General features: G+C 64.3%; 23 protein-coding genes. 9 read left to right on the top strand and 14 right to left on the bottom strand.

All coding sequences use genetic code 11. The features are described 5' to 3' along the window. Positions 1 to 12: 12 nt before the first annotated feature. Entirely contained in the window at positions 13 to 501 is a 489-nt protein-coding gene (locus JNE37_RS10000) for a chemotaxis protein CheW (RefSeq protein WP_035037184.1), read from the top strand. 99 nt (positions 502 to 600) lie between these two features. Here the strand turns inward: JNE37_RS10000 and JNE37_RS10005 are convergent, their stop codons facing one another. Next, positions 601 to 954: a hypothetical protein gene (locus tag JNE37_RS10005; RefSeq protein WP_035037182.1), complete on the bottom strand. Its 354-nt coding sequence runs from the start codon at positions 952 to 954 to the stop codon at positions 601 to 603. Between the two features lie 154 nt (positions 955 to 1108). Here JNE37_RS10005 and JNE37_RS10010 point away from each other — a divergent pair, with 154 nt between their 5' ends. The 6 genes from JNE37_RS10010 (at position 1109) to JNE37_RS10035 (ending at position 8475) form a co-directional block, all read left to right on the top strand. After that, a complete protein-coding gene (locus JNE37_RS10010; protein ID WP_052015883.1) occupies positions 1109 to 1699 on the top strand; it encodes a chemotaxis protein CheD in 591 nt (196 codons plus the stop codon). 725 nt (positions 1700 to 2424) lie between these two features. Continuing rightward, on the top strand, positions 2425 to 3843 hold the full coding sequence (locus tag JNE37_RS10015) for a methyl-accepting chemotaxis protein (protein WP_203066139.1): 1419 nt from the start codon (positions 2425 to 2427) through the stop codon (positions 3841 to 3843). Positions 3844 to 3902: 59 nt separating this feature from the next. Continuing rightward, entirely contained in the window at positions 3903 to 4760 is an 858-nt protein-coding gene (locus JNE37_RS10020; protein ID WP_203066140.1) for a CheR family methyltransferase, read from the top strand. Beyond that, positions 4757 to 5803, top strand: a complete 1047-nt coding sequence (locus tag JNE37_RS10025; protein ID WP_203066141.1) for a protein-glutamate methylesterase/protein-glutamine glutaminase — start codon at positions 4757 to 4759, stop codon at positions 5801 to 5803. The genes JNE37_RS10020 and JNE37_RS10025 overlap by 4 nt, the downstream gene beginning before the upstream one ends. 126 nt (positions 5804 to 5929) lie before the next feature. Continuing rightward, a complete protein-coding gene (locus JNE37_RS10030; RefSeq protein WP_035037170.1) occupies positions 5930 to 6301 on the top strand; it encodes a response regulator in 372 nt (123 codons plus the stop codon). A gap of 461 nt (positions 6302 to 6762) precedes the next feature. Continuing rightward, positions 6763 to 8475 carry a methyl-accepting chemotaxis protein gene (locus JNE37_RS10035; protein WP_425511504.1) on the top strand — a complete coding sequence of 571 codons (1713 nt, stop codon included), beginning with the start codon at positions 6763 to 6765 and terminating at the stop codon, positions 8473 to 8475. A gap of 19 nt (positions 8476 to 8494) precedes the next feature. On the opposite strand, the gene JNE37_RS10040 is transcribed toward JNE37_RS10035, so the two are convergent. The 11 genes from JNE37_RS10040 to thpR form a co-directional block, all read right to left on the bottom strand. Beyond that, a complete protein-coding gene (locus JNE37_RS10040) occupies positions 8495 to 9181 on the bottom strand; it encodes an aspartate/glutamate racemase family protein (RefSeq protein WP_203066143.1) in 687 nt (228 codons plus the stop codon). Further along, positions 9178 to 9618 carry a GNAT family N-acetyltransferase gene (locus JNE37_RS10045; RefSeq protein ID WP_203066144.1) on the bottom strand — a complete coding sequence of 147 codons (441 nt, stop codon included), beginning with the start codon at positions 9616 to 9618 and terminating at the stop codon, positions 9178 to 9180. The genes JNE37_RS10040 and JNE37_RS10045 overlap by 4 nt, the downstream gene beginning before the upstream one ends. Next, on the bottom strand, positions 9611 to 10144 hold the full coding sequence (locus tag JNE37_RS10050; RefSeq protein ID WP_182399142.1) for an RNA pyrophosphohydrolase: 534 nt from the start codon (positions 10142 to 10144) through the stop codon (positions 9611 to 9613). Before JNE37_RS10050 ends, JNE37_RS10045 begins: the two co-directional genes overlap by 8 nt. A gap of 6 nt (positions 10145 to 10150) precedes the next feature. Further along, positions 10151 to 11317 (bottom strand): divergent polysaccharide deacetylase family protein, encoded by a 1167-nt coding sequence (locus JNE37_RS10055; RefSeq protein ID WP_203066145.1) that lies wholly within the window; start codon positions 11315 to 11317, stop codon positions 10151 to 10153. 83 nt (positions 11318 to 11400) lie between these two features. Further along, positions 11401 to 12792, bottom strand: coding sequence for a S41 family peptidase (locus tag JNE37_RS10060; RefSeq protein WP_035037156.1), 1392 nt, complete (start codon positions 12790 to 12792; stop codon positions 11401 to 11403). 6 nt (positions 12793 to 12798) lie between these two features. Beyond that, positions 12799 to 14178 (bottom strand): murein hydrolase activator EnvC family protein, encoded by a 1380-nt coding sequence (locus JNE37_RS10065; RefSeq protein WP_203066146.1) that lies wholly within the window; start codon positions 14176 to 14178, stop codon positions 12799 to 12801. 138 nt (positions 14179 to 14316) lie between these two features. Continuing rightward, positions 14317 to 14745: a GNAT family N-acetyltransferase gene (locus JNE37_RS10070; protein WP_203066147.1), complete on the bottom strand. Its 429-nt coding sequence runs from the start codon at positions 14743 to 14745 to the stop codon at positions 14317 to 14319. Continuing rightward, a complete protein-coding gene (gene rlmN, locus JNE37_RS10075) occupies positions 14735 to 15934 on the bottom strand; it encodes a dual-specificity RNA methyltransferase RlmN (protein ID WP_035037154.1) in 1200 nt (399 codons plus the stop codon). Before rlmN ends, JNE37_RS10070 begins: the two co-directional genes overlap by 11 nt. Positions 15935 to 16062: 128 nt before the next feature. Next, complete coding sequence (locus tag JNE37_RS10080) at positions 16063 to 16575, bottom strand: invasion associated locus B family protein (RefSeq protein ID WP_035094005.1); 513 nt, start codon at positions 16573 to 16575, stop codon at positions 16063 to 16065. Between the two features lie 75 nt (positions 16576 to 16650). Beyond that, positions 16651 to 17181 (bottom strand): invasion associated locus B family protein, encoded by a 531-nt coding sequence (locus JNE37_RS10085; RefSeq protein ID WP_052015876.1) that lies wholly within the window; start codon positions 17179 to 17181, stop codon positions 16651 to 16653. 205 nt (positions 17182 to 17386) lie between these two features. After that, complete coding sequence (gene thpR, locus JNE37_RS10090) at positions 17387 to 17926, bottom strand: RNA 2',3'-cyclic phosphodiesterase (RefSeq protein WP_035037151.1); 540 nt, start codon at positions 17924 to 17926, stop codon at positions 17387 to 17389. Between the two features lie 264 nt (positions 17927 to 18190). Between thpR and JNE37_RS10095 the strand changes: the two genes are divergently transcribed. Both JNE37_RS10095 and JNE37_RS10100 read left to right on the top strand, forming a co-directional pair. Then, entirely contained in the window at positions 18191 to 18961 is a 771-nt protein-coding gene (locus JNE37_RS10095) for a Bax inhibitor-1/YccA family protein (RefSeq protein ID WP_035094003.1), read from the top strand. Positions 18962 to 19061: 100 nt separating this feature from the next. Then, positions 19062 to 19559, top strand: a complete 498-nt coding sequence (locus tag JNE37_RS10100; protein WP_203066148.1) for a GNAT family N-acetyltransferase — start codon at positions 19062 to 19064, stop codon at positions 19557 to 19559. Positions 19560 to 19794: 235 nt separating this feature from the next. Here JNE37_RS10100 and JNE37_RS10105 read toward each other — a convergent pair whose 3' ends face one another. Beyond that, positions 19795 to 20265 (bottom strand): GNAT family N-acetyltransferase, encoded by a 471-nt coding sequence (locus JNE37_RS10105; RefSeq protein ID WP_203066149.1) that lies wholly within the window; start codon positions 20263 to 20265, stop codon positions 19795 to 19797. Continuing rightward, positions 20262 to 20696 carry a DUF2794 domain-containing protein gene (locus JNE37_RS10110; protein WP_081840757.1) on the bottom strand — a complete coding sequence of 145 codons (435 nt, stop codon included), beginning with the start codon at positions 20694 to 20696 and terminating at the stop codon, positions 20262 to 20264. Before JNE37_RS10110 ends, JNE37_RS10105 begins: the two co-directional genes overlap by 4 nt. Between the last annotated feature and the right edge of the window lie 103 nt (positions 20697 to 20799).

Consider the following 20799-nt stretch of genomic DNA (forward strand, 5'->3'; position numbering starts at 1 on the left):
AAGGCAAGGATTATGGAAGCATTTGATCTCAGAGACGACCTGACCGGCAATTCCGCCTCAGGCGCGGCCAACACCATCCAGTTCATCGCCTTTTCCATCGGCGAGCAGACCTACGGCGTGGAAATCACCACCGTGCGCGAGATCCGCGCCTGGAACGGGGCGACGCCGCTTCCCAATACCCGCCCCTATGTGCGCGGCGTCATCAACATGCGCGGCACGATCGTGCCGATCTTCGACCTGCGCGCGCGCTTCGGCGACGGCCAGACCACGGCCACTAAGAACCACGTCGTCGTGGTCATGTCGGTGGGCGAAAAGTGGGTCGGCATCCTCGTCGACGCCGTGAGCGACATCCTCACCGTCTCGCGCGAGGAAATCCATCCGGTGCCGGAAGGCAATTCGGTGGATACAGAGCTTCTCAACGGCATCGTCACCCATGACAGCCGCATGGTCGGCCTCATCGACCTGCACCAGGTCGTCTCGGGCGCCCGTCTCGACGGCTGACTTTCTCAGCACCGGAAAAACATCAAGGGCGCCGCAAGGCGCCCTTTCTTTTGCTCTCTCGATTTGCCGTGAGGGAGGGCCGGCGGTCCGGCCTCACGGTCAGAAGAGTTCGGGTTCGCCACCCACGACGCGCTTGGCGACGCCGGACAGCGAATTGATGCGCAATTCGTCCATCTGCAACGAGTGCCAGACGGCATCGAGCGCTTCTTCTGAAGCGGTCGGCGGCATCTGGGCGAAGTGGCGGGTGGCGATGGCCAGGTTGCGGCAGCGCTGTTCGATGCGATCCTGCGCCTGCAGCGCCTGGACGATCTGGGAGATCGAGTCGGCGCGGGCCTGTTCGCTGGTAATGGCGGTATCCGAGAGGGTGGCGAGGGCGTGAAAGACGCCATCGACCATTTCGGCGGTCTGACGAGCGGTTTCTTCCAGCTCGGCAGCAAGTTTGAGCAAAGACATAAGTGAGCCCCATACGACCACACCACCCTATCGGGCATTTCTAAACCGCGCGTTTCCAGACTATTGCGGATTTGCCCCGGCGATTCCGGTGGTTAGCGGTTCCATAACGATTTTCCGCAAGGATCGCGGACGAACCCAGGAGGGTTGAAGGTCTATGGTCGCTACAAATTCGCTGCCCCCGGAATTCGATCGCGGGGTGGTCACCACCGTTCATCAGGGCGACTGCCACGTCTCCAAGGATATGGAACTGACCTACTCGACGGTGCTCGGCTCGTGCGTTTCCGCCTGCGTGCGCGATCGCGAAGCCCGGGTTGGCGGCATGAACCATTTCCTTCTCGCCGAGCCGCCCAATTCCGGCGGCGACAAGTTCGGCGCCTCGGCGCGCTATGGCGCCTTCGCCATGGAACAGCTCATCAACATGGTCCTGTCGCGCGGCACCGGGCGCAAGACCAATCTCGAGATCAAGGTCTTCGGCGGCGGCAACATCAATGCGGCGCTTAACGATGTGGGCGCGCGCAATATCGAATTCGTCCGCGAATTCCTCGCCAATGAAGGCTATGCCCTGGCCGGCATCGATGTCGGCGGCACCTTCGCCCGCCGCGTGCTCTTCAAGCCCTATTCCGGCCGCGCCTTCGTCAAGCGCCTCGACAGCGCCGACAATGCCCGCATCGTCAACGACGAACTCGCCCTCGTCACCCGCCGCGCACCCGTCCGCGCCCCGGTCGACGACATCGAACTGTTCTAGGGTCCGTACTCAATTGCACCGGTAGATGAGGTTGTTGCGATGGCCGCCGCACCCACGGGACTTCCCCGGACTTGATCCGGGGCCCATTGCCACCCTCCACTCGAGTGGAGCAATCCGTGGGCCCCGGCTTTGCGGCCGGGGAAGTTCGGTGGGTGTGGCGCGGCAGACGGACAGCGCGTCCGTTGGAATCTGGCGGATGGGGAGATAAGCACTCTGCGAGCGCCGGGACTTGTTGAGTACGGACCCTAGTCCGTGCCAACTTATCCACCCCCGCTTGAGCCCGGTTAAACTGCCAGAGCCGGGCTCGCCCATCTGTGCTCGAATGCAGTCGGCGGGGAGGCGAAACAATGGTCCGAATTGCGCGAAAACCGGGCCAAAACCCGCAAAAGATCGTCAAAGATTGCCCGAAATTGAGTCAAAATTTAACGATTCGAGGGACCGTCTAGAGCATCAACATTAACAAAATCAATGAGTTATGTCTCTCTGGATCGCGAGAAAAGCGCGAAAAAACGCATCAAACGCCGTGAAACAGTTTCACGACTCGATTTTTCGCCCTGTCCGGTCGCCCCGACGGTCTATCCCCGCCTGCTTATCCACTGGCCTCGCTCGCGCCGTAAGCGCCCCGATCTGGTCAGCGTTCCCCGAGTAGGCCCTGCCTCCCAACAAGACTTGGTTAACCATAACCCATCTAGTGTAACCCCCATATTCGGGGCTCACGATTCATCTTGCAGGGGCAATCAGGCGCCAGGCCGATCCTGGTCAACGCGGTCTGGTTTGGGGCGGTCATCCTGGCGGTGGCGGCCTCGCTGCTGTTCGGCCCGCTCGCCGGCGTCGCGACCGCTTTGGTCCTCTCTCTTGCCGCCGCTTTCCTCCTCCTCGCCCAATGGCGTCACGCCAGCCAGGCCGCCCGCTCCGAAGTCGCGCGGCTGCGTGAAAACGTTGACCGGGCCCACGACCGCTCGAGCGCGCTGCTCGCCGGTCTCGCCGCTCTCGACCACCCGTTCCTGCTCTCGGACGCCGACGGCACCATCCTCGCCGTTTCCGGCGGCCTCGCCGAACTCGCGCCCACGCTCGTGCCGGGTGCCAAGGCCGGCGGCTTCGCCGCTGCGTCCGGCCTCGTGACCCTTGCCGGCCGCCGTTACCAGGCTCACCGATCCGCCAATGCCGGCGGCACCGCGCTCGAACTCGTTCCCGCCGGCCATTACATCGCCGATGACGACCTCGATGCCTTCGGCCAGGCCCTCATCGGCGGCCAGACCGGCTTCCGCTTCGAAGCCGGCTCCGTCAAAGCCTCGCCCGCACTCGCCGTCCTCAACGAGGGCCTCGAAGCCATCGATCGCGGCGTCGCCGGTATCGGTCGCTTGCTTCAGGGCGAGGATATCGGCCCGCAGCGCGGCAATGGCGGCATCGATGCCCTGGCCAATGGCGTGCGCGATGCACTCCTCATGCTCGACGGCGCCCGCGAGGAGGAGGCTCAGGGCCGTGAGATCGCCGAGCGCAAGCTCCACAAGGTCGGCGAGTTGGTCGAAGCCTATCACCAGCAGGCCCAGCGCCTCGCCGTCACCGCGGCCGAGGCCAGGGCCGATGCCGGCAAGGCCAATGCCAGCGTCGCCGCCGGGCGCGACGCCGCAAGCCGGGCCCGTGATACCGGCAAGGAAGTGCGCAGCCTCGCCGGCAATGCGGACCAGGCGGCCAGGCGCACCTTCGCCGCCATCGGCGGCGTCGATGCGGTCACCACCCAGATCGCCCGCATGGTCAATTCCATCGAGGACGTGAGCTTCCGCACCAACCTCATCGCCCTCAATGCCGCCGTCGAAGCGGCGCGGGCCGGTGAGAAGGGCGCGGGTTTCGCCGTCGTCGCCGAAGAGGTGCGCACCCTCGCCCAGATCGCCAACCGCTCGGCCCGCGAAATCCGCGAACTCGTCGGTCGCGGCCAGGCGCAGTCGGGGCAGGGCGTGGCCGAAACCGAGATGCTGCAAAAAATGATCGCGGAGATCGATCAGCATTTACGCAATCTTGGCAATGAGACCGACACTATCGCCCAGGTACTGGATGAAGGAAGCAGCGCGCTGCTGCGGCTCGAAAACCAGGTTTCCCAGGTCGGGGATGCGGCAGGCAGGACGCTTGGCGCCAGCCGCGCCTGAACGAACCTGAGCCGAACAAGAAGCGCTCTCGATTCCACCGGCAGAAGCCAGGGGATGAAATGGAACAGGGCGAATACCCGCTTTCGGATCGCGAGTTTTCGCGCATCAAGGCTCGCGTCTATCAGGTCGCGGGCATTTCACTGTCGGACGCCAAGCGGACGCTTGTCGTCTCGCGGCTCTCCAAGATCCTGCGCGGCATGGGTCTGGCCAGCTTCGACGATTATGTCGATTTCCTCGAGCATGCCGGCACGGCACAGGACAGCCAGGATTTCGTCAACGCGCTGACCACCAACCTCACGCGGTTCTACCGCGAGGATCACCATTTCGCGCACCTTTCCGATTACGTCCGCGACCTCGTCGCGCGCCGCCCGCGCGTGGGTCCGGACGGCCGCCCGCGCCTGCGCATCTGGTCGGCGGGCTGCTCGACGGGCCAGGAGCCCTATACGGTCGCCGTATCGCTGCTCGACCAGTTCCCCGAGCTCAAGCGCTGGGATTTCCGTATCCTCGCCACCGATATCGACACCAATGTCATTGCCAAGGCCGCGACCGGGGTCTACCCGGAGACAGAGCTTTCCGGCCTCTCCGCCCAGCGCGCCGCGCTCTTCGAGCGGAATGGCGACGGCATGATCCGCGTGCCGACCGCCGCGCGTTCGCTCGTGGCGTTCAAGCCGCTCAACCTCATCACCGACTGGCCGATGCGCGGCCCGTTCGACGCCATTTTCTGCCGGAACGTGGCCATCTATTTCGACAAGCCCACCCAGGGGCGGCTGTTCTCGCGCCTGGGCAAGATGCTGGCGCCGGAAGGCTTCCTCTATATCGGCCATTCCGAGAATCTCGGCTCGGGCGCCGAGGGCTTCCGCCTTGTCGGCAAGACCATCTACCAACTCAAGCAAGGCCAGAAGCGAGAAGCGGCATGAGCATCCGGGTTCTGATCGTCGACGATTCCGCCCTCATCCGCGAATTGCTGTCGCGTACCCTCGCCAAGGATGGCGACATCGTCGTCGTCGGCACCGCGCAGGACCCGATCGAGGCGCGCGAGAAGGTCAAGACGCTCAATCCGGACGTGCTGACGCTCGACATCGAAATGCCCAACATGAACGGGCTGGCCTTCCTCGAAAAGCTGATGCGTCTCCATCCGCTGCCGGTGGTCATGGTCTCGACCCTGACCAAGAAGGGCGCCAGCGAGACGCTGCTGGCGCTCGAACTGGGCGCCGTCGATTTCGCCGCCAAGCCGGGCGCCGACCTCTCGGGCGGGCTCGATGCCTTCGGCGCCGTACTCCGCGACAAGGTTCGTGCCGCTGCCCATAGCGACGTCCGTGGCCGCGCCATGCGCGTCGAGCCGCCCAAGGTCGGCCTGCGCACTGCTGCCGCCCCGCTCGGTGCCGTCATTGCCATCGGCGCTTCCACCGGTGGTGTCGAGGCCATTCGCGCGGTCCTGAGCCAGATGCCGCCTGATTGCCCGCCCATCGTCATTGCCCAGCACATGCCGCCGGGCTTTACCGGCCGTTTCGCCGCCCGGCTCGATGAGGTCACCGAGCTCACCGTGGTCGAGGCCGAAGACCGCATGCCGCTCCAGGCAGGCCACGCCTATGTCGCCAAGGGCGACCATCACCTGCGCGTCGAGCGGTCCTCTGGCCAGCTCAAGTGCCGCCTGTCGCAGGACGAGTTGACCTCCGGCCATCGCCCGAGCGTCGACGTGCTCTTCGAATCCGTCGCCCGCACCGTCGGTCCCATGGCCGTCGGGGCCATCCTCACCGGCATGGGGCGCGATGGCGCGCGCGGCCTCAAGATGATGCGCGATGCCGGCGCCTATACCGTCGGGCAGAGCCAGGCTTCGGCCCTCGTCTACGGCATGCCGCGCGTGGCGTTCGAGGAAGGCGCGGTGGTCGAACAGGCCCCGCTCGAGGCAATCGCCGGCAAACTGGCCAATGCGCTGGTGAAACTTCGCAGTGCTGCATAATGCAAACAGCCCGGTTGAGACATTTGTAACGGTTTCTGCCTAGGGTTTTCCGAGCGAAGCCCTGTCCAGAAGCGGACTTTCTAGGGCGCACAGAAGGCGATTTTCGTAATGCCAAAAGCGAGTGCAGTGAGCGTTCTGGTCGTGGATGACCAGCAGTCCATGCGGGGCATCTGCAAGTACATCCTGACCCAGCTCGGTTTCAAAGACATCCACGAGGCCAAAAGCGGCCGCGATGCATTGGGCAAGCTCGAAAAGACCAATGTCGATCTGATCATTTCCGACTGGAACATGGACGATATCGACGGGCTGACGCTGCTCAAGGTCATCCGCAAGCATCCCAAGACGCAGGCCATGCCCTTCATCATGGCAACCGGCCGCTCCGACAAGGAGCAGGTCAAGGAAGCCATCTCGGCGGGCGTCAACAACTACATCATCAAGCCGTTCGATGCCGGCACGATGAAGAAGCGGATCGAGGCCGTCATCGGCGTCCTTTCCTGATCGTTCGGGATTGCCCTTCGGGTTCAGCTCATGCCGGCGCCACGCGCCGGCATTTTGCTTTTGGGCTCTGAAATATTAGTCGCGCAATATTTTCAGAAGGCCTTCGTTAAGAGCCGCGTCGCATAGTTGAGGCATTACTTCTGCTTTGCGGCGGGCCATGACTACAATTGTCGGTTTAATTGTTGAGGACGAAGCACAGGATTGTGCTTCGCTTTTCTATGTCGATCTTACGAGCGGGGCGTCTTCGGGCGCCCCCGTTTCGTTTGCGCGTGGCAAACGAGACGGATCGGCAAAACTACAGACGAGAGCATAAACACGCCCGTTCCGCACAAGTCGCCATGCTGGGGCCAATCAATCCAGCGTCGGTATTCCGATTACGTTTGGGGGACAAATTGACATCGCTTCCGTTCATTTCGCGCGGCGCCAGCCATGATGAAGATCGCAGCAAGCTCAATGCGATCATGCGCTCGCAGGCCGTCATCGAGTTCGACCTCGAGGGCAGGATTCTCACGGCCAACAAGAACTTCCTCGATACGATGGGCTACACGCTCGAAGAGATCGTGGGCCAGCACCACCGCATGTTCATGGATGCCACCGAGGTCGCCTCGCCTGCCTACGCGACCTTCTGGCAGCAGCTGGCGCGCGGCGAGTTCCAGTCGGCGCAATACCGGCGGCTCGGCAAGGGCGGGCGGGAGATCTGGCTGCAGGCGAGCTACAACCCGGTGCTCGACAGGCACGGCAAGGCGCGCAAGGTGATCAAGTTCGCCACCGATATCACCGAGCAGAAGAACGTCGCGGCGGACCAGGAGGGCAAGATCGCCGCGATCTCGCGGTCGCAGGCGGTGATCGAGTTCAAGCTCGACGGCACGATCATGACGGCCAACGAGAACTTCCTCGCCACGCTCAACTACCGGCTCGACGAGATCATGGGCAAGCACCACCGCATGTTCGTCGATCCCGCCTATGCGGCGAGCCGGGACTACGAGAATTTCTGGGCCAAGCTGCGCTCGGGCGAGTTCATTGCCGCCGAGTTCAGGCGGTTGGGAAAAGGCGGGGTCGAGGTCTGGATACAGGCCTCCTACAACCCCGTGCTCGATGCCAACGGCAAGCCGGTCAAGGTGGTGAAGTTCGCCACCGACATTACCGAGCGCAAGAAGGCCGAGGGCATTATCGATCAGCTCAAGAACAGCCTGGCGCGCATGGCGCGGGGCGACCTCGGCGGGCGGATCGATGCGCAGTTCACCGGCCAGTACGAGGAATTGCGGGTGGCGTTCAACCAGTCGCTCGAGCAGATGACGGCCATCGTGGCGCGGCTGCGCACGACCTCGCGGGCGCTCAAGACCGCGACCGGCGAAATCCTTTCGGGCGCCAACGATCTTTCCGAACGCACCACCAAGCAGGCGGCGACGATCGAGGAGACGTCGGCGACCATGGAGCAATTGGCCACGACCGTCGTCGAGAACGCCAAACGGGCGGAGGCCGCCAGCGCCAAGGCACGCAGCGTCAGCCAGACCGCCAGCGAAGGCGGCGAGGTGATGAACCGGGCGACCGAGGCGATGGAGAAGATCACGACCTCTTCCTCCAAGATCTCCAACATCATCGGCATGATCGACGACATCGCCTTCCAGACCAATCTTCTGGCCTTGAACGCCTCGGTGGAAGCGGCGCGGGCAGGTGACGCGGGCAAGGGTTTTGCCGTGGTGGCCGTCGAAGTGCGGCGGCTGGCGCAGAGTGCGGCTGGCGCATCGGCCGAGGTCAAGGCGCTGATCGAACAGAGCGCGAGCGAAGTCGGCGGCGGGTCGCGGCTCGTCGCCGATGCAGCGAGCAAGCTCGTGGCCATGCTCGATGCGGTCAAGGAGAACTCGGCGCTGATCGAAGGCATCGCCTCGGCGGGCCGCGAGCAGGCCGGCGCGATCGAGGAGGTTTCGACCGCCGTTCGCCAGCTCGACGAGATGACCCAGCACAATGCGGCGCTGGTCGAAGAGACCAACGCGGCCATCGAGCAGACCGAGGCGCAGGCTTCCGAACTCGACAAGATCGTCGATGAGTTCCACACCGAGGAGCGCTCGGTCGAGCTGCCGGTTCGCGCTCTGCAGGAACGGGTCAAGGTTGCGGCCAAGACTTATCTGGGCAAGGAAAAGGTCGCGGTCGGGCAGGACTGGGCGGAGTTCTAGCCTCACGCCGCGGCGCGGCTCAGGCCAGTGCCGCGGCGACCAGGGCCTTGGCGTGGAGGTCGGTCGTATCGAAGACCGGCAGCGGGGAATTGCTGTCGTCGATCAGCATGTCGATCTCGGTGCAGCCGAGGATCACCGCCTGCGCGCCGCGATGGGCCAGCCGGTCGATGGCGTTGACGTAGAGCGTCCTGCTCTCCTCGCGGATGATGCCCAGGCAAAGCTCTTCGTAGATGATGCCGTTGAGGTTGGTGCGGTCGACATCGGGGGTCAGCACCTTGAGGCCGCGCGCTTCCAGCCGCTCGCGATAGAAGGGCATTTCCATGGTGAAGCGGGTGCCGAGGAGCCCCACGGTGTCGTAGCCGTCCGTGAGGAGCGCATCGGCCGTCGGGTCGGCGATATGGACGAAGGGCACGGTGAGCTGGGCGGTGATGGCCGGGGCCACGATATGCATGGTGTTGGTGGCCAGCCCGATGATGCCGGCGCCCTGCGCTTCGAGCGAGACGGCGATATCGGCGAGGATTTCCCCGGCCTTCTCCCAATTGCCCTCGCGCTGCAATTGCTCGATAGGGGCGAAGTCCACCGAGTGGACGAGGAGCGGGGCCGAATGCAGGCCGCCGCGCAGGCGCGCGGTCTCGCGGTTGATGACGGCGTAGTAGTGCGCCGTCGACTCCCAGCTCATCCCGCCGATCAGGCCGATGGTCTTCACGTGAGCTTCCGCCGGAAGAGCACGATGCGCTCGGTCTCCTCGAAGCCCCAGCCGGCATGGCTCAGGTGCGAGGTCGTGTTGTAGATGGCGGCGTCCGAGCCCATTTCGGAGAAGCCCCGTTCGCGAGCCCAGCTGGCGACGGCATCGACCAGCCCGCGGCCCAGGCCCTGGCGGCGATGGCTCGGGGCGACGTAGATGCCTTCGAGCCAGGCGACGGGCGAGGTCTCGCAGCCGGCGCCATAAGGGCGCACCGAGGCTTCGGCGAAGCCGACCAGTTCGCCGCCCTCGAAGCCGCCAAAGGTAGGCGTGTCGGGGTTGGCGAGCATCTGGGTTATGTCGGTGTCGAATTCGGCCTCGACATGGCCGGGCCAGAGCAGCAGGCGCTGGCGACGCCAGGCGTCGCGGTCGGTTTCCTTGAGGCGCCGGATCTCAACCATCGCTCACCTGCTCGGGAATATCGGCGAAGGCGGCGACGACCTGTTCATAGGCGTCATGCTTGAACTCGACGACGATGTCGGGCATGCGCTTGAGTTCTTCCCAGCGCCAGGCGTTGAACTCGGCGGGGTGCTGGCCCTGGCCGGGCTCCAGCACGTTGATCTCGGCCTCGTCCCCGGTGAAGAGGAAGGCGAACCAGCGCTGGCGCTGCCCGCGATACTTGCCCTTGAGCGCGACGCCCAGCGCTTCGTCGGGCAGGTCGTAATAGATCCATTCCGGCGCTTCGGCGATGAGGCGGACCGAGCGGATGCTGGTTTCCTCGAAGAGCTCGCGATGGGCGGTTTCGAGCGGGGCCTCGCCCTTGTCGATCCCGCCTTGCGGCATCTGCCAGGGGGCGCCCATTTCGGAGCTGTCTTCCGGATCGTCCTCCGGCTTGCGGCGGCCGATGAAGACCTGGCCCCGGCGATTGAAGACGGCGACGCCGACGCAGTCGCGGTAGGGCATGTTCTCACGAATGGGTTTAGGCATAGGCGTTTACCGTTTCATCAGGGCGCTGGCGGGAACCAGAATGACACCTTTGTCCTCGGCCGTCGCGGCCCATTCCGCAACGGTGGCGATGGAAACCGGCAGCGCCGAGATGACGCCGATGGCCGAGCCGTTCGCCACTGCCTCGGCCTTGAGCGCTTCGAGCGCGGCAAGGATCGGCTCGCGGGCCGGATTGGTATCCAGCAGTTTGCCGGCGCGGGCGAAGGGCACCTTGTTGGCGCTGGCGAGCTGGGGCGCGAGCGAGCGGTTGGAGGAACCGTCGTCGAGATAGCCGAGCCCGCGCGTGCCGAGCTCTTCCATGATCGGGGCGAAGTCCGAGCCCGTGGAGGTGAATCGAGCGCCCATATAGTTCATCACCCCAACATAGCCGCCGATCCGGGTCATGAGCCAATAGAGCTTGTCGATATTGGCGCGCGGCTGCTGGCCGGTGAGGAGGGTCTGCGGGCCGGGATCGTTGTCCGGATAGTCGAAGGGTTCGAGCGGCAATTGCAGCAGCAGCTCGTGCCCGGCATTGCGGGCCGCGGCGGCGGTGACGTTGAGCGTCTTGCCATAGGGCGCAAAGGCCATGGTGACGGGGCCGGGCAGCTTGTCGACGGCCTCCAGCGTCGTAGCCTGGTTGAGGCCGAGACCGGTGATGATCAGCGCCACGAGCGGCTTGCCGCCCGCCGTTTCCGGGGTGATCGAGGCGCGCGAATAGACGTCGAACGGGGTGCGCCCATCGGCGGCGATGCGCGGGATCGGGCCGTTCTGGGTTTCCTCGGCGAGATCGGGCACGACGCCGAAGTCGTTGGCCTCAGTCCCGAGGGCGGCATTGCCTCCCGAGGCGAGGTTGGGATCGACCGAGATGATCTGCGCGCCGCCGCTGGTGACGGGCCGCTCTTCGGGATCGGCGGTGATGGTCGCGATGCTGGGCGAAGACACCTGGCTCGCCAGCGCATTGCCGTTGCGGCTGCTGTTGATATCGGCCGAAGCCTGGGGGCGTCCGCCCTGCGGGTCGTTCACCAGGAGGAGGCGCAGGACGACCGCGCCGACGATAAGGACGATCAGCGCGAAACCGATACGGGCCAGTGGCAGGCGAAGCGTGCGGCGGGCCGCGCGCGCGTTGCGGATCCTGTCGGTCTTGCGACTGAGGGGAGCGCTCAGCTCGTCGGCCATGGCCATTCCGTTCGATAGGTCAAAACTGGCCGGGGCGGGTGCCGAATCAGCACCCGCCCCGGCCAGCAGTTTCTAACACGGAATTAGTTAACCTTGGCGATGGTCTGCTGGTCGCTCTTGGGCGGATACGCTGCGTTCTGCTCTTCGCCGTTGATGAGCTTGAGCGCGTACTGGAGCTGCGTATCGTCTTCCTTGTTGGCGGGCACGTAGACCGAGGAACCGGTCGTCGCCTTCTCTTCGGTGCCGCCACCGATTTCGCCGGGCAGGGCAGCCTCGCCGATGATCTCGTCGCGGCCCTTGAACTCTTCCGGAACGTTCTCGGTGATGACGATATCAGGCTGGATGCCGGCCGCCTGGATCGAGCGGTTGTTCGGCGTGTAGTAGCGGGCGGTGGTGAGGCGCATGGCGCCGTTTTCACCGAGCGAGATGATCGACTGCACCGAGCCCTTGCCGAACGAGCGCGTGCCGATCAGCGTGGCGCGCTTGTGGTCCTGGAGGGCGCCGGCGACGATTTCGGCCGCCGAGGCCGAGCCGCCATTGATGAGGACGATCAGCGGCACGTCGGCGATCTTGGCGTCGAGCGAATCCGGCTTGGCGTCATAGCGGCCGCTTTCCTGCTCGGAACGGCCACGGGTCAGAACCACCGAGCCCTGCTTGAGGAAGGCGTCGGCCACGAATACGGCCTGGTCGACGAGACCACCCGGATTGTTGCGGAGGTCAAGGATGATGCCCTTGGGCGCAACGCCGTTGCGCTCCTTGTAGACATCGTCGATGGCCTTCTTGATGCCGACAAAGGCCTGTTCGGAGAAGCGCGACAGGCGCAGCACGGCCACGTCGCCCTCCATGCTCATGCGCACGGCGCGCATGGCGATGATGTCACGGGTGAGATCGAATTCGAGCGGCTTGTCCTGGCCTTCGCGCACCACGGTGAGCTTGACCTTGGAGCCGACGGTGCCGCGCATCTTGGCGACCGCGTCATCGAGCGCCATGCCCTGGACGTCCGCGCCATTGATCTGGACGATGAAGTCGTTGGGCAGGATGCCGGCCTTGGCGGCGGGCGTGTCGTCGATGGGCGAGACGACCTTGAGGACGTCGTTTTCCATCGTCACCTCGATGCCCAGACCGCCGAACTGGCCGGAGACGTCTTCCTGCGTATCGGCGTAGTCCTTGGGCGCCAGGTAGTCCGAATGCGGGTCGAGCGAGGTCAGCATGCCGCGGATTGCGGCACGGATCAGTTCCTTGTCGTCGGGCTGGTCGACATATTCGGCGCGGATGCGATCGAAGACTTCGCCGAAGAGGTTGAGGTCCGAATAGACTTCGGAGGGGTCGCGCAGCTTGGCCTTTTCGGCGGCGTCGGCGTCCTTGGTAACGTCGGCGGGCGGGGCCGGCTGCTCCTGCGCGAAGGTCGCCGCAGGCAGTGTGGGCAGCGTGAGCGCGAACGCAAGTGCGGCGGCGCGAACAGGCGACAGGTTCATCAGGAGTTATCCACTTTGCGTCGGGTTCGGGGCCCACCATCCCGTCGGGTCGATGGGCGCGTTGCTTTTTCTCAGCTCAATATAAAGGGTCGGGCGGGTTCCGCCAGCATTGGTGGTCACGGTCCGGCCAATTGTATGTGATCCCATCGTGCCCACGGGTTCGCCCATCATGACGAACTGGCCGATATTGACTGAAGTCGCCGCAAGTCCGGCGAGGAGGATCGTGTAGTCATTGCCGGGATTGAGAATGACGATTTGGCCATAATTGAGGTAGGGGCCCTTATACATCACCCAGCCGTCGGCCGGCGCCACCACCTGCGCGTCCTCGCGGGTGAGGAGGGAGAGGCCTTGCGCGATGCCGCCGAAACCGTCACCGGAGCCGAAGTCGACGGCCTTGGTTCCTGCTGACGGCAGGGCCAGGTAACCCTTTGCGGCGTCGAAGGGAATTGCCGGTTCGGTACGGTTGGTATTGGCCAGCGCAACGCGGATGGCATCGGGCGTCATGGTCGAGGCGGCAGCGGTGCCGTCGGTCTTGGGCGCGGTGCTGGCGACGTCGGTCGCCTTGGCCTGCAAGCTCGCGACAAGTTGTTTGAGATCGGTGGCGCGGGCAGCGAGCGAGAGCGCTTCCTGCTCTTCCTGGGCGAGCTGGGCGGTCATCTGGTCGACGCCCTTCTTGCGGGCAGCGATGAGGGTGGCGATGCGCAGTTGCTCTTCCTCGAGCACGGCATAATTGGCCTTGAGGGTCTTTTCGTCCTCGATGGCCTTGGCCTTGATCTCGCCGAGCTGGCGCAGATCGGTGCTGACGGCTTCGGCCTTGGCGTGAAGCTGCGGGAAGATGGCCGACATCAGGATGGCGCTGCGGGCCGAATTGAGCGCGTTGTTGGGATCAACCAGGAGAGCGGGTGGCGGATTGCGCGAGACGCGCTCCAGCGCGGCCAGCACATTGGCCATGTCGGTATCGGCGCCATCGAGGCGCCCGCGCACTTCCAGCTCCTGGACGATGAGATCGCCGATCTTGTCTTCCATCGAGGCGACTTCGATCTCGGCCATCTTGACCCGCTGCGCAGCGGCGATCAGGGCGGCGTTCTGCTTGGTGCGGTCGCCCGACATCTCCTCGATTTCCCGGCGCAGCTCGTCGGCGCGCTCCTTGGAAACGGTGATGGATTTTTCGATTTCGTCGAGCGCGGCCTGGCCCGATTCCTCGGTGTGTTCGGTCGGCGCGGCGGTAACGGGCGTGCCCGGCGGCGGGGCCACGTCGAGCGGATCGACCGTAGCTGGAAGGCCCGCATCGGGCGTCACCGGAGCGGGCGTCTCGGTCGGCTGGGGTGCCGGCGTTTCGGACTGGGCGTAGAGAGCGGGGGCGAGGATGAGAGCCGTCGCAAGCACCAGGCTTCCGGCCGAAATCTTTACCCAAGCGCCGGATGGCACCGACATCATGTCTCCCGCTCGCGAATCACGCCGGGCACCATAGCAAACGATGCGTAAACGCACCGCTTACGATTAGGTAACCTTGTGCGTCTGCCATCAGAGGTCGAACTCGAAATAGACCATGCCCTCGCGCTTGCCACCGAGGGACGCATAGAGGGCGTTGGCCGCCAGGTTGTCGGTCTCGGTGCCGAGCCAGGCCTCCGTGCAGCCGAGCTCCCGACCCCATGCGAAGAGCTCTTTCAGCATGGCCGTGGCGATGCCGCGCCGCAGATGCGTCGAGGCGGTGCCGACTTCGTCGACATAAAGCTCGGTGGGCTTGTCCGGGTGGTGGTGGATGACGCCAGCACATTGGCCGATGACGAGGTCGCCCTCGAAGGCCAGCACCATGATGTGGCCGGGCGCGGCAAGATAGGCCTTGAGACGCCCGGTGTCGATCGCCTCGTCGAAGACGCCCGGGGCGATCGCGGCGAAGCGGAGTTCGTCCGCCGCGCCGATCCGGACGATGGTGAAGGCGTCAGCCGGCAAGGGCCTCGCGGTCCTTTTTGGAGAGGCGCTCGGTTTCGCTCTTCAGCTGCCCGCAGGCGGCGAAGATATCGCGGCCGCGCGGAGTGCGGACCGGTGAGGCGTAGCCGGCGCGGTTGACGATGTCGGCGAACTTCTCGATGCGCGAGGAGGTCGAGCATTCGTAGTTACTGCCCGGCCAGGGATTGAAGGGAATGAGGTTGATCTTGGCCGGGATGCCGGCCAGGAGCCGCACCAGTTCGCGGGCATCGGCATCGGAATCGTTGATGTCGCGCAGCATCACGTATTCGAAGGTGATGCGACGGGCGTTGGAAAGCCCCGGATAATCGCGGCAGGCCTGCAGCAATTCCTTGAGCGGCCACTTCTTGTTGATGGGCACGAGAATGTCGCGCAGGTCGTCGCGTACGGCGTGAAGGGAGATGGCGAGCATGACGCCGATCTCCGAGCCGGTCGGACCGATCTTGGGCACGACGCCCGAGGTCGAAAGCGTGATGCGGCGCTTGGAGAGCGAGATGCCGGCTTCGTCCGAGGCGATGAGCAAAGCCTGCTTGACGTTGTCGTAATTGTAGAGCGGCTCGCCCATGCCCATCATCACGATATTGGTGATGGCGCGGGTTTCCCCGGACGGGACGAGGCCGTCGGTCGGGCGCGAGCCGCCCGGGAAGTCGCCGAGGCGCTCACGCGCCATGAGGACCTGGCCGAGGATTTCGCCGGCCGTGAGGTTGCGCACCAGCGTCTGCGTGCCGGTATGGCAGAACGAGCAGGTCAGCGTGCAGCCGACCTGGGAGGAGACGCAGAGCGTGCCGCGGTCCGTCTCGGGAATGTAGACGGTTTCGACCTCGACCGGAGGCATGTTGGGATTGGCAGGGTCGCGGAAGCGGAAGAGCCATTTGCGGGTGCCGTCGCTCGAGACCTGCTCGGTGACGATCTCCGGGCGGTCGAGCATGAAATTGTCGGCGAGCTGCTGGCGGACGCCCTTGCCGATATTGGTCATGCGCTCGAAATCGGTGACCCCGTTCACGTACATCCAGTTCCAGAGCTGGCTGGCGCGCATGCGCGCCTCGCGCTCGGCAATGCCGCCCTCGACAAGCGTCTGCGCCAGTGCGGCGCGATCGAGCCCGACGAGCGGCTTGCGGGTCTGGCGCGCCGGGCGCGGCGCGGTCGCGTGGTCGAGATTGAGAGCGATGCTCATGGCGGTTCAGGGCTTTCCACAGGGAGCGCGCCCAAAAGACTTAACCCCGGACAGGGCCGGGGTCAGCAAGGCTTGGCGCCCAACATATCTGGTTTGATCGGTCCCTTAGCACAAGAGACCGCTCCGATCTAGCATCCGGTATCGATGGCCTTGGAGGCCGCGGTCGCGCCCGAGAGCGAGAAGGTCTGGGTGACGCGGATACCCTTGTCGGACGTGCCCTCGATGACGAGGGTCGAGCCGGCGCGGATGGCGCTGGCCAGGGCATCGGTCTGGCCGGGATCCTGCAGCCAGGCGGCGTCGTTCTCGGTGAAGAGCTGGAAGACCTGGCTGCCGACGCTGAGTGTTGCCGGGGTATCGGGGGCAAAGGTGAAGCCCGCCACGAGGTTGAGTTCGTTGGTGACGTTCTCGGTGGGGCGATGGGTCAGGTAGAGATAGGCCTGGCCATAGCCATCGGGCGTCGGATTGACGCTCTTGGGCTTGGAAAGCGCAAAGCAGACCGAGCCGGAAGCGTCATTGGCCGCGTAGGAGGACCAATCGCGAAAATCGCCCAGAAGGCGGACGCCCTGAGCCTGGGCGGACGCGGTCAGGAGGGCAAGGCCGGCAAGGAAGAAGGCGGCGCGGCGCTTGTGAGCGAAGTTCATGAAGGCCTCGGAAGTCGAGCGGAAAACGGGCGGACCATAGCGGACCACCCGCCGGGTTTCCAGCCGCAGCTTGGCTTAGCTGCAGGCCTTGTCGATCGCAGCCATCGCCGCGGTGGCGCCGCTGAGCGAATAGGTGTCGCTGGTATTGGTGCCGCGCTGGCTGGTGCCCTTGACCACCAGGTTCGAGCCCGCCTTCATGGCGCCCACAAACCCGCTTTCGTCGCCCGCGCTCGCCAGCCAGGCGGCCGAGCCTTCGGTCACCATGGGGTAGGTCTTGCCATCAATGGCCGCGCTCGCATTGGGCGACTGGGCATTGTAGGGGTAGCCGATAAGCGTCTGGACTTCGTTCTTGGTGCCCAGGCCCTTGCGGTGGATCACGAGGAAATGAATGGGGTCGCGATTGGCGCCCTTCGGTTCACTCGCGCTCGGCTGGGCGGAGATGTAGCAGATCATGCCATTGGCGTCGGTGCCCTGCCAGGCCGTCCAGGCCTTGAACGTCCCAAGGCTCTTGGCACCGGCGTCCTGGGCCAGCGCAGGTGTGAGCCCGCTGACCGCAATGGCGCCTGCCAGAAGTGGGAACAGCAAGCCACGGGTCGAGGATTTCATCGCCAAACCATCCTTGATTTCGTTTGAAGCCGACAAGAGACCGGCGGTGCCGAGGATGCGGCAGACATGGTTACCAAGGTCTCAAAACGCGGCATATTTGAACTAATTTGCCTCTATCATGGTCAAATTTGACCGCAATTTGGCGCGTCCGTTACGCCATGGGGTGTTATCGCCCATAGGATGAATGAATCCTGAACGTCAGCGCTCAGGCAGCGAGCGGATAGCTCTGTTCCACCACATAGGGGCCACCGCCCACAGAATCCCGGCTCGAATAGAGGACGAACCGCCCAACGGGGAAGGCCAAAGGCTCGAAACGCCCGGAAAGCGCCAGGAACCGGGCCAGTTCCTCAGGGGAGGTGCCACGCAGCCGCGCCAGGGTCACGTGGGGGGTGTATTTGCGGCTCTCGGGCTCGAGCCCGATACGCTGGAGCACTCTTTCGTGAGCGGCCTGCAGGCGGGTGAGCGTCTCGTTCATCTCCACACCGGCATAGAGCGCATGGGGCTTGTTGCCTCCGAACGCGCCGAGCTGATTGAGCCGCACCGAGAATGAGAGGCCGTTGGCGAGCCGTTCCAGGCTGTCGCTCACCTCGTTGGCGGTCGAATAATCGACGTCGCCGATGAAGCGCAGCGTGATGTGATAATTTTCAGGATCGATCCAGCGCGCGCCGTGCAAGCCGCCGCGTTTGAGCGAGAGGGCGAAGGCCACCTCTCGGGGGACCTCCAGACCGGTGAAGAGACGAGGCATCAGCTTTCTCCCCGTTTACGCAACCCGATTCGGCACACTCGCCCGAGGACGGTAACACGAATATGACGTGGCGGAAGACCCAAGCACGGCGTCTCAACAGCAAAGCCGGAACCGGAGTTCACATCAGTTTGACCACCTGAGGCAGATGGTCCCGAGCGAGTTAGGGCTTTGTCCTTGAAGTTGAAACCCGCCGCCGCCATATTATGGGCACGTGGCTCAAGTCCTGGACCGTAAGCCACATTTGGTTACGTGAAAGGGAAACCAATGGCACAGTTTGACAGACCGACCATCTCTGCGCGGGCCGGCTCCGCCGCCGCCATTGACGAGGGTCTGCGCAGCTACATGCTGCGTGTCTACAATTACATGGGGCTTGGCCTGGTCGTTACCGGCCTTGTGGCCTGGTTCGCAAATTCCGCCGCGGTGACGACCAATGCCGCGAGCGCTGCCGCGCAGCTCGGCGATGGCACCTACCTCACCAGCTGGGGCGTGCTTCTCTATACCAGCCCGCTGATGTGGGTCGTGGCGCTTGCGCCGCTCGCCTTCGTGCTGGTGCTCAGCTTCGGCATCAACAAGCTCTCGACGGGCGCCGCCCAGCTCACGTTCTGGGCGTTTGCGGCCGTGATGGGCCTGTCGCTCTCGTCGATCTTCATGGTCTATACCGACACTTCGATCGCCAAGGTGTTCTTCATCACCGCCGCCATGTTCGGCGCGATGAGCCTCTGGGGCTACACGACCAAGCGCGACCTGACCGGAATGGGTTCGTTCCTGTTCATGGGCCTGATCGGCATCATCATCGCCTCGATCGTGAACATCTTCTTCAACTCGGGTGCCCTCTCGTTCGGCATCTCGATCGTCGGCGTGCTGGTCTTCGTGGGCCTGACCGCCTACGACACCCAGAAGATCAAGGAAAGCTACTCGGAGGCCTATGGCGCCGACGTGCTGGCGAAGAACGCGATCATGGGCGCCCTGTCGCTCTATCTCGACTTCATCAACCTGTTCCTGATGCTGCTGCGCCTCTTCGGCAACCGCGACTAAACATCAAGGAAACAGGTTCCAGCGATCAAGAAATCTCGTTGGAAGCTTTCAGGGCCACGGTCTACAAGGACCGTGGCCTTTTCCTTTGGAATCAACCTCCGTGTCCCAGCCGCTGCTTCGTCCCTTCACCTGGTCCGATGTGGGCCCCATCACCGCCATCTACTCGCACTACGTCTACAATTCGACGGTCACCTTCGACCTCGAAGCGCCCAGCGAGGCGAAGATGGCCGAGAAATTCGGGCATATGGTCGATGAGGGGCATCCGGTGATCGTGGCCGAGGTCGATGGCGCCGTGCGCGGCTATGCCTATGCCTCCACCTTCCGCCCGCGGCCGGCCTATCGCTTTACCTGCGAGGACACGGTTTACCTCGCGCCCGACGCGATCGGGCAGGGGCTGGGTAGCAGATTGATGGGCGAGCTCATCACCCAGTCGCAGGCGGTCGGGTTCAAACAGATGATCGGTATCATCACCGGTGGCACCGAGGCGTCGATCGCGCTGCATAGGAAGTTCGGTTTCGAGATCCTGGGGCAGTTCCCCCAGCTCGGCTACAAGTTCGATCGGTGGCTGGACATCGTGCATATGCAGCGGGCGCTGTAGGCGTCGTTGCGCAGGATGCGTGCTTGCGGGCGATATTCCCGCTAGCGCCCTTATTTCTGAACTCGGAATTTTCCACGCGCTCCAACTTCCCCGGGCGAAGACCCGGGGCCCATTGCACCCCGCCACTCGAGTGGAGACATCCATGGGCCCCGGCTCTTCGGCCGGGGAAGTCGAGGGTGGGGTGGAGTTTAGTGGCAGCTAGGATGCCGTAGAGGAAGCTGCCGCAGCTGCCTCCTCAAAGCACCTTCCGCATGGGATAGGCCACCAGTGTCAGCCCGGTCTGCGGTTCGCCCACGTCCACCCAGCCGGCTTCCTGGTAGAAGCGGTGGGCGGTGGTGCTGCTGTTGAGAGTGGCGACCGAGAAGCCGCTGTGGCGGAGGGCTTCTTCCATGTGGGCCATTAGGGCGCGGCTGACGCCCTGGAAGCGGTGGCTGGGCGAGACGTAGTTGAGGCGGATCGAGCCATCGGTCATCGTCGCGCCGACGCCGGCGACCTCGCCGTCGATTTCGGCGACGTAGAGCGTGGTGGGGCCGCTTTCGAGCATATCGCGGACGCCGTCTTCGGATTTGTTGCGCAGCCAGCCGGCGAGAACTTCAGGGCGCTGCTGATGGTCGTCCCCGCAAAGCTCCCGGATCGAGGCGATGAGTACCGCGCTCATGGCTGGAATGTCGGCAGAAACCGCCGGGCGCACTTTGGGCGTGGTCACGTGACGACGGCCAGGTGCGGCTCGAGCACGTTGAGCACCAGGCGCAGATCGTGGCCGCGCTTGAGGATGCGTCCCTGCTGGTTGACGACCATGTACTGGCCTTGTCGATTGCGCAGCTTTGGCTGCTTCTCGATGGAGTAGAGCGGACGCTCGGAATTGCGGGCGAAGACCGAGAAGACGGCACGCTCGCGCAGGAAATCCATGGCGTAGTCCCGCCATTCGCTCTTGGCGACCTTGCGGCCATAGACGGAGAGTATCAGCCCCAGTTCGATGCGATCGAAGGCGACATAGGGAACGGGCTTGCTGGGATGGTGGGCGGGTTGTTGCTCGCTCACATGCACAAGGCTGAGCCCCCTGGGGCCACCCTGCTGACCTTCGGCCAACTGCACGATCTCCTGTTCGATCCGGCGGGATGACCGGACGCTTGTCATCGATCAGTCATGATCGCGTTGTTTGCGAGCGGAAGCAAGCCTGTGGGTGCGAGGTCGGCGGCGTCGAGTGTCACATAGCCGATTATGTCTTCGCGTGCGCGAA

Origin of the sequence: Paradevosia shaoguanensis, assembly GCF_016801025.1 — a bacterium.
GTDB lineage: Bacteria > Pseudomonadota > Alphaproteobacteria > Rhizobiales > Devosiaceae > Paradevosia > Paradevosia shaoguanensis.

What these genes read in the sequence shown, in the direction of transcription:
- JNE37_RS10000 (WP_035037184.1), top strand. Translation starts at nt 13, where the DNA reads ATGGAAGCATTTGATCTCAGAGACGACCTGACCGGCAATTCCGCCTCA.
- JNE37_RS10005 (WP_035037182.1), bottom strand. Translation starts at nt 954, where the DNA reads ATGTCTTTGCTCAAACTTGCTGCCGAGCTGGAAGAAACCGCTCGTCAG.
- JNE37_RS10010 (WP_052015883.1), top strand. Translation starts at nt 1,109, where the DNA reads ATGGTCGCTACAAATTCGCTGCCCCCGGAATTCGATCGCGGGGTGGTC.
- JNE37_RS10020 (WP_203066140.1), top strand. Translation starts at nt 3,903, where the DNA reads ATGGAACAGGGCGAATACCCGCTTTCGGATCGCGAGTTTTCGCGCATC.
- JNE37_RS10025 (WP_203066141.1), top strand. Translation starts at nt 4,757, where the DNA reads ATGAGCATCCGGGTTCTGATCGTCGACGATTCCGCCCTCATCCGCGAA.
- JNE37_RS10035 (WP_425511504.1), top strand. Translation starts at nt 6,763, where the DNA reads ATGCGCTCGCAGGCCGTCATCGAGTTCGACCTCGAGGGCAGGATTCTC.
- JNE37_RS10045 (WP_203066144.1), bottom strand. Translation starts at nt 9,618, where the DNA reads ATGGTTGAGATCCGGCGCCTCAAGGAAACCGACCGCGACGCCTGGCGT.
- JNE37_RS10050 (WP_182399142.1), bottom strand. Translation starts at nt 10,144, where the DNA reads ATGCCTAAACCCATTCGTGAGAACATGCCCTACCGCGACTGCGTCGGC.
- JNE37_RS10055 (WP_203066145.1), bottom strand. Translation starts at nt 11,317, where the DNA reads ATGGCCGACGAGCTGAGCGCTCCCCTCAGTCGCAAGACCGACAGGATC.
- JNE37_RS10060 (WP_035037156.1), bottom strand. Translation starts at nt 12,792, where the DNA reads ATGAACCTGTCGCCTGTTCGCGCCGCCGCACTTGCGTTCGCGCTCACG.
- rlmN (WP_035037154.1), bottom strand. Translation starts at nt 15,934, where the DNA reads ATGAGCATCGCTCTCAATCTCGACCACGCGACCGCGCCGCGCCCGGCG.
- JNE37_RS10080 (WP_035094005.1), bottom strand. Translation starts at nt 16,575, where the DNA reads ATGAACTTCGCTCACAAGCGCCGCGCCGCCTTCTTCCTTGCCGGCCTT.
- JNE37_RS10085 (WP_052015876.1), bottom strand. Translation starts at nt 17,181, where the DNA reads ATGAAATCCTCGACCCGTGGCTTGCTGTTCCCACTTCTGGCAGGCGCC.
- thpR (WP_035037151.1), bottom strand. Translation starts at nt 17,926, where the DNA reads ATGCCTCGTCTCTTCACCGGTCTGGAGGTCCCCCGAGAGGTGGCCTTC.
- JNE37_RS10095 (WP_035094003.1), top strand. Translation starts at nt 18,191, where the DNA reads ATGGCACAGTTTGACAGACCGACCATCTCTGCGCGGGCCGGCTCCGCC.
- JNE37_RS10110 (WP_081840757.1), bottom strand. Translation starts at nt 20,696, where the DNA reads ATGACAAGCGTCCGGTCATCCCGCCGGATCGAACAGGAGATCGTGCAG.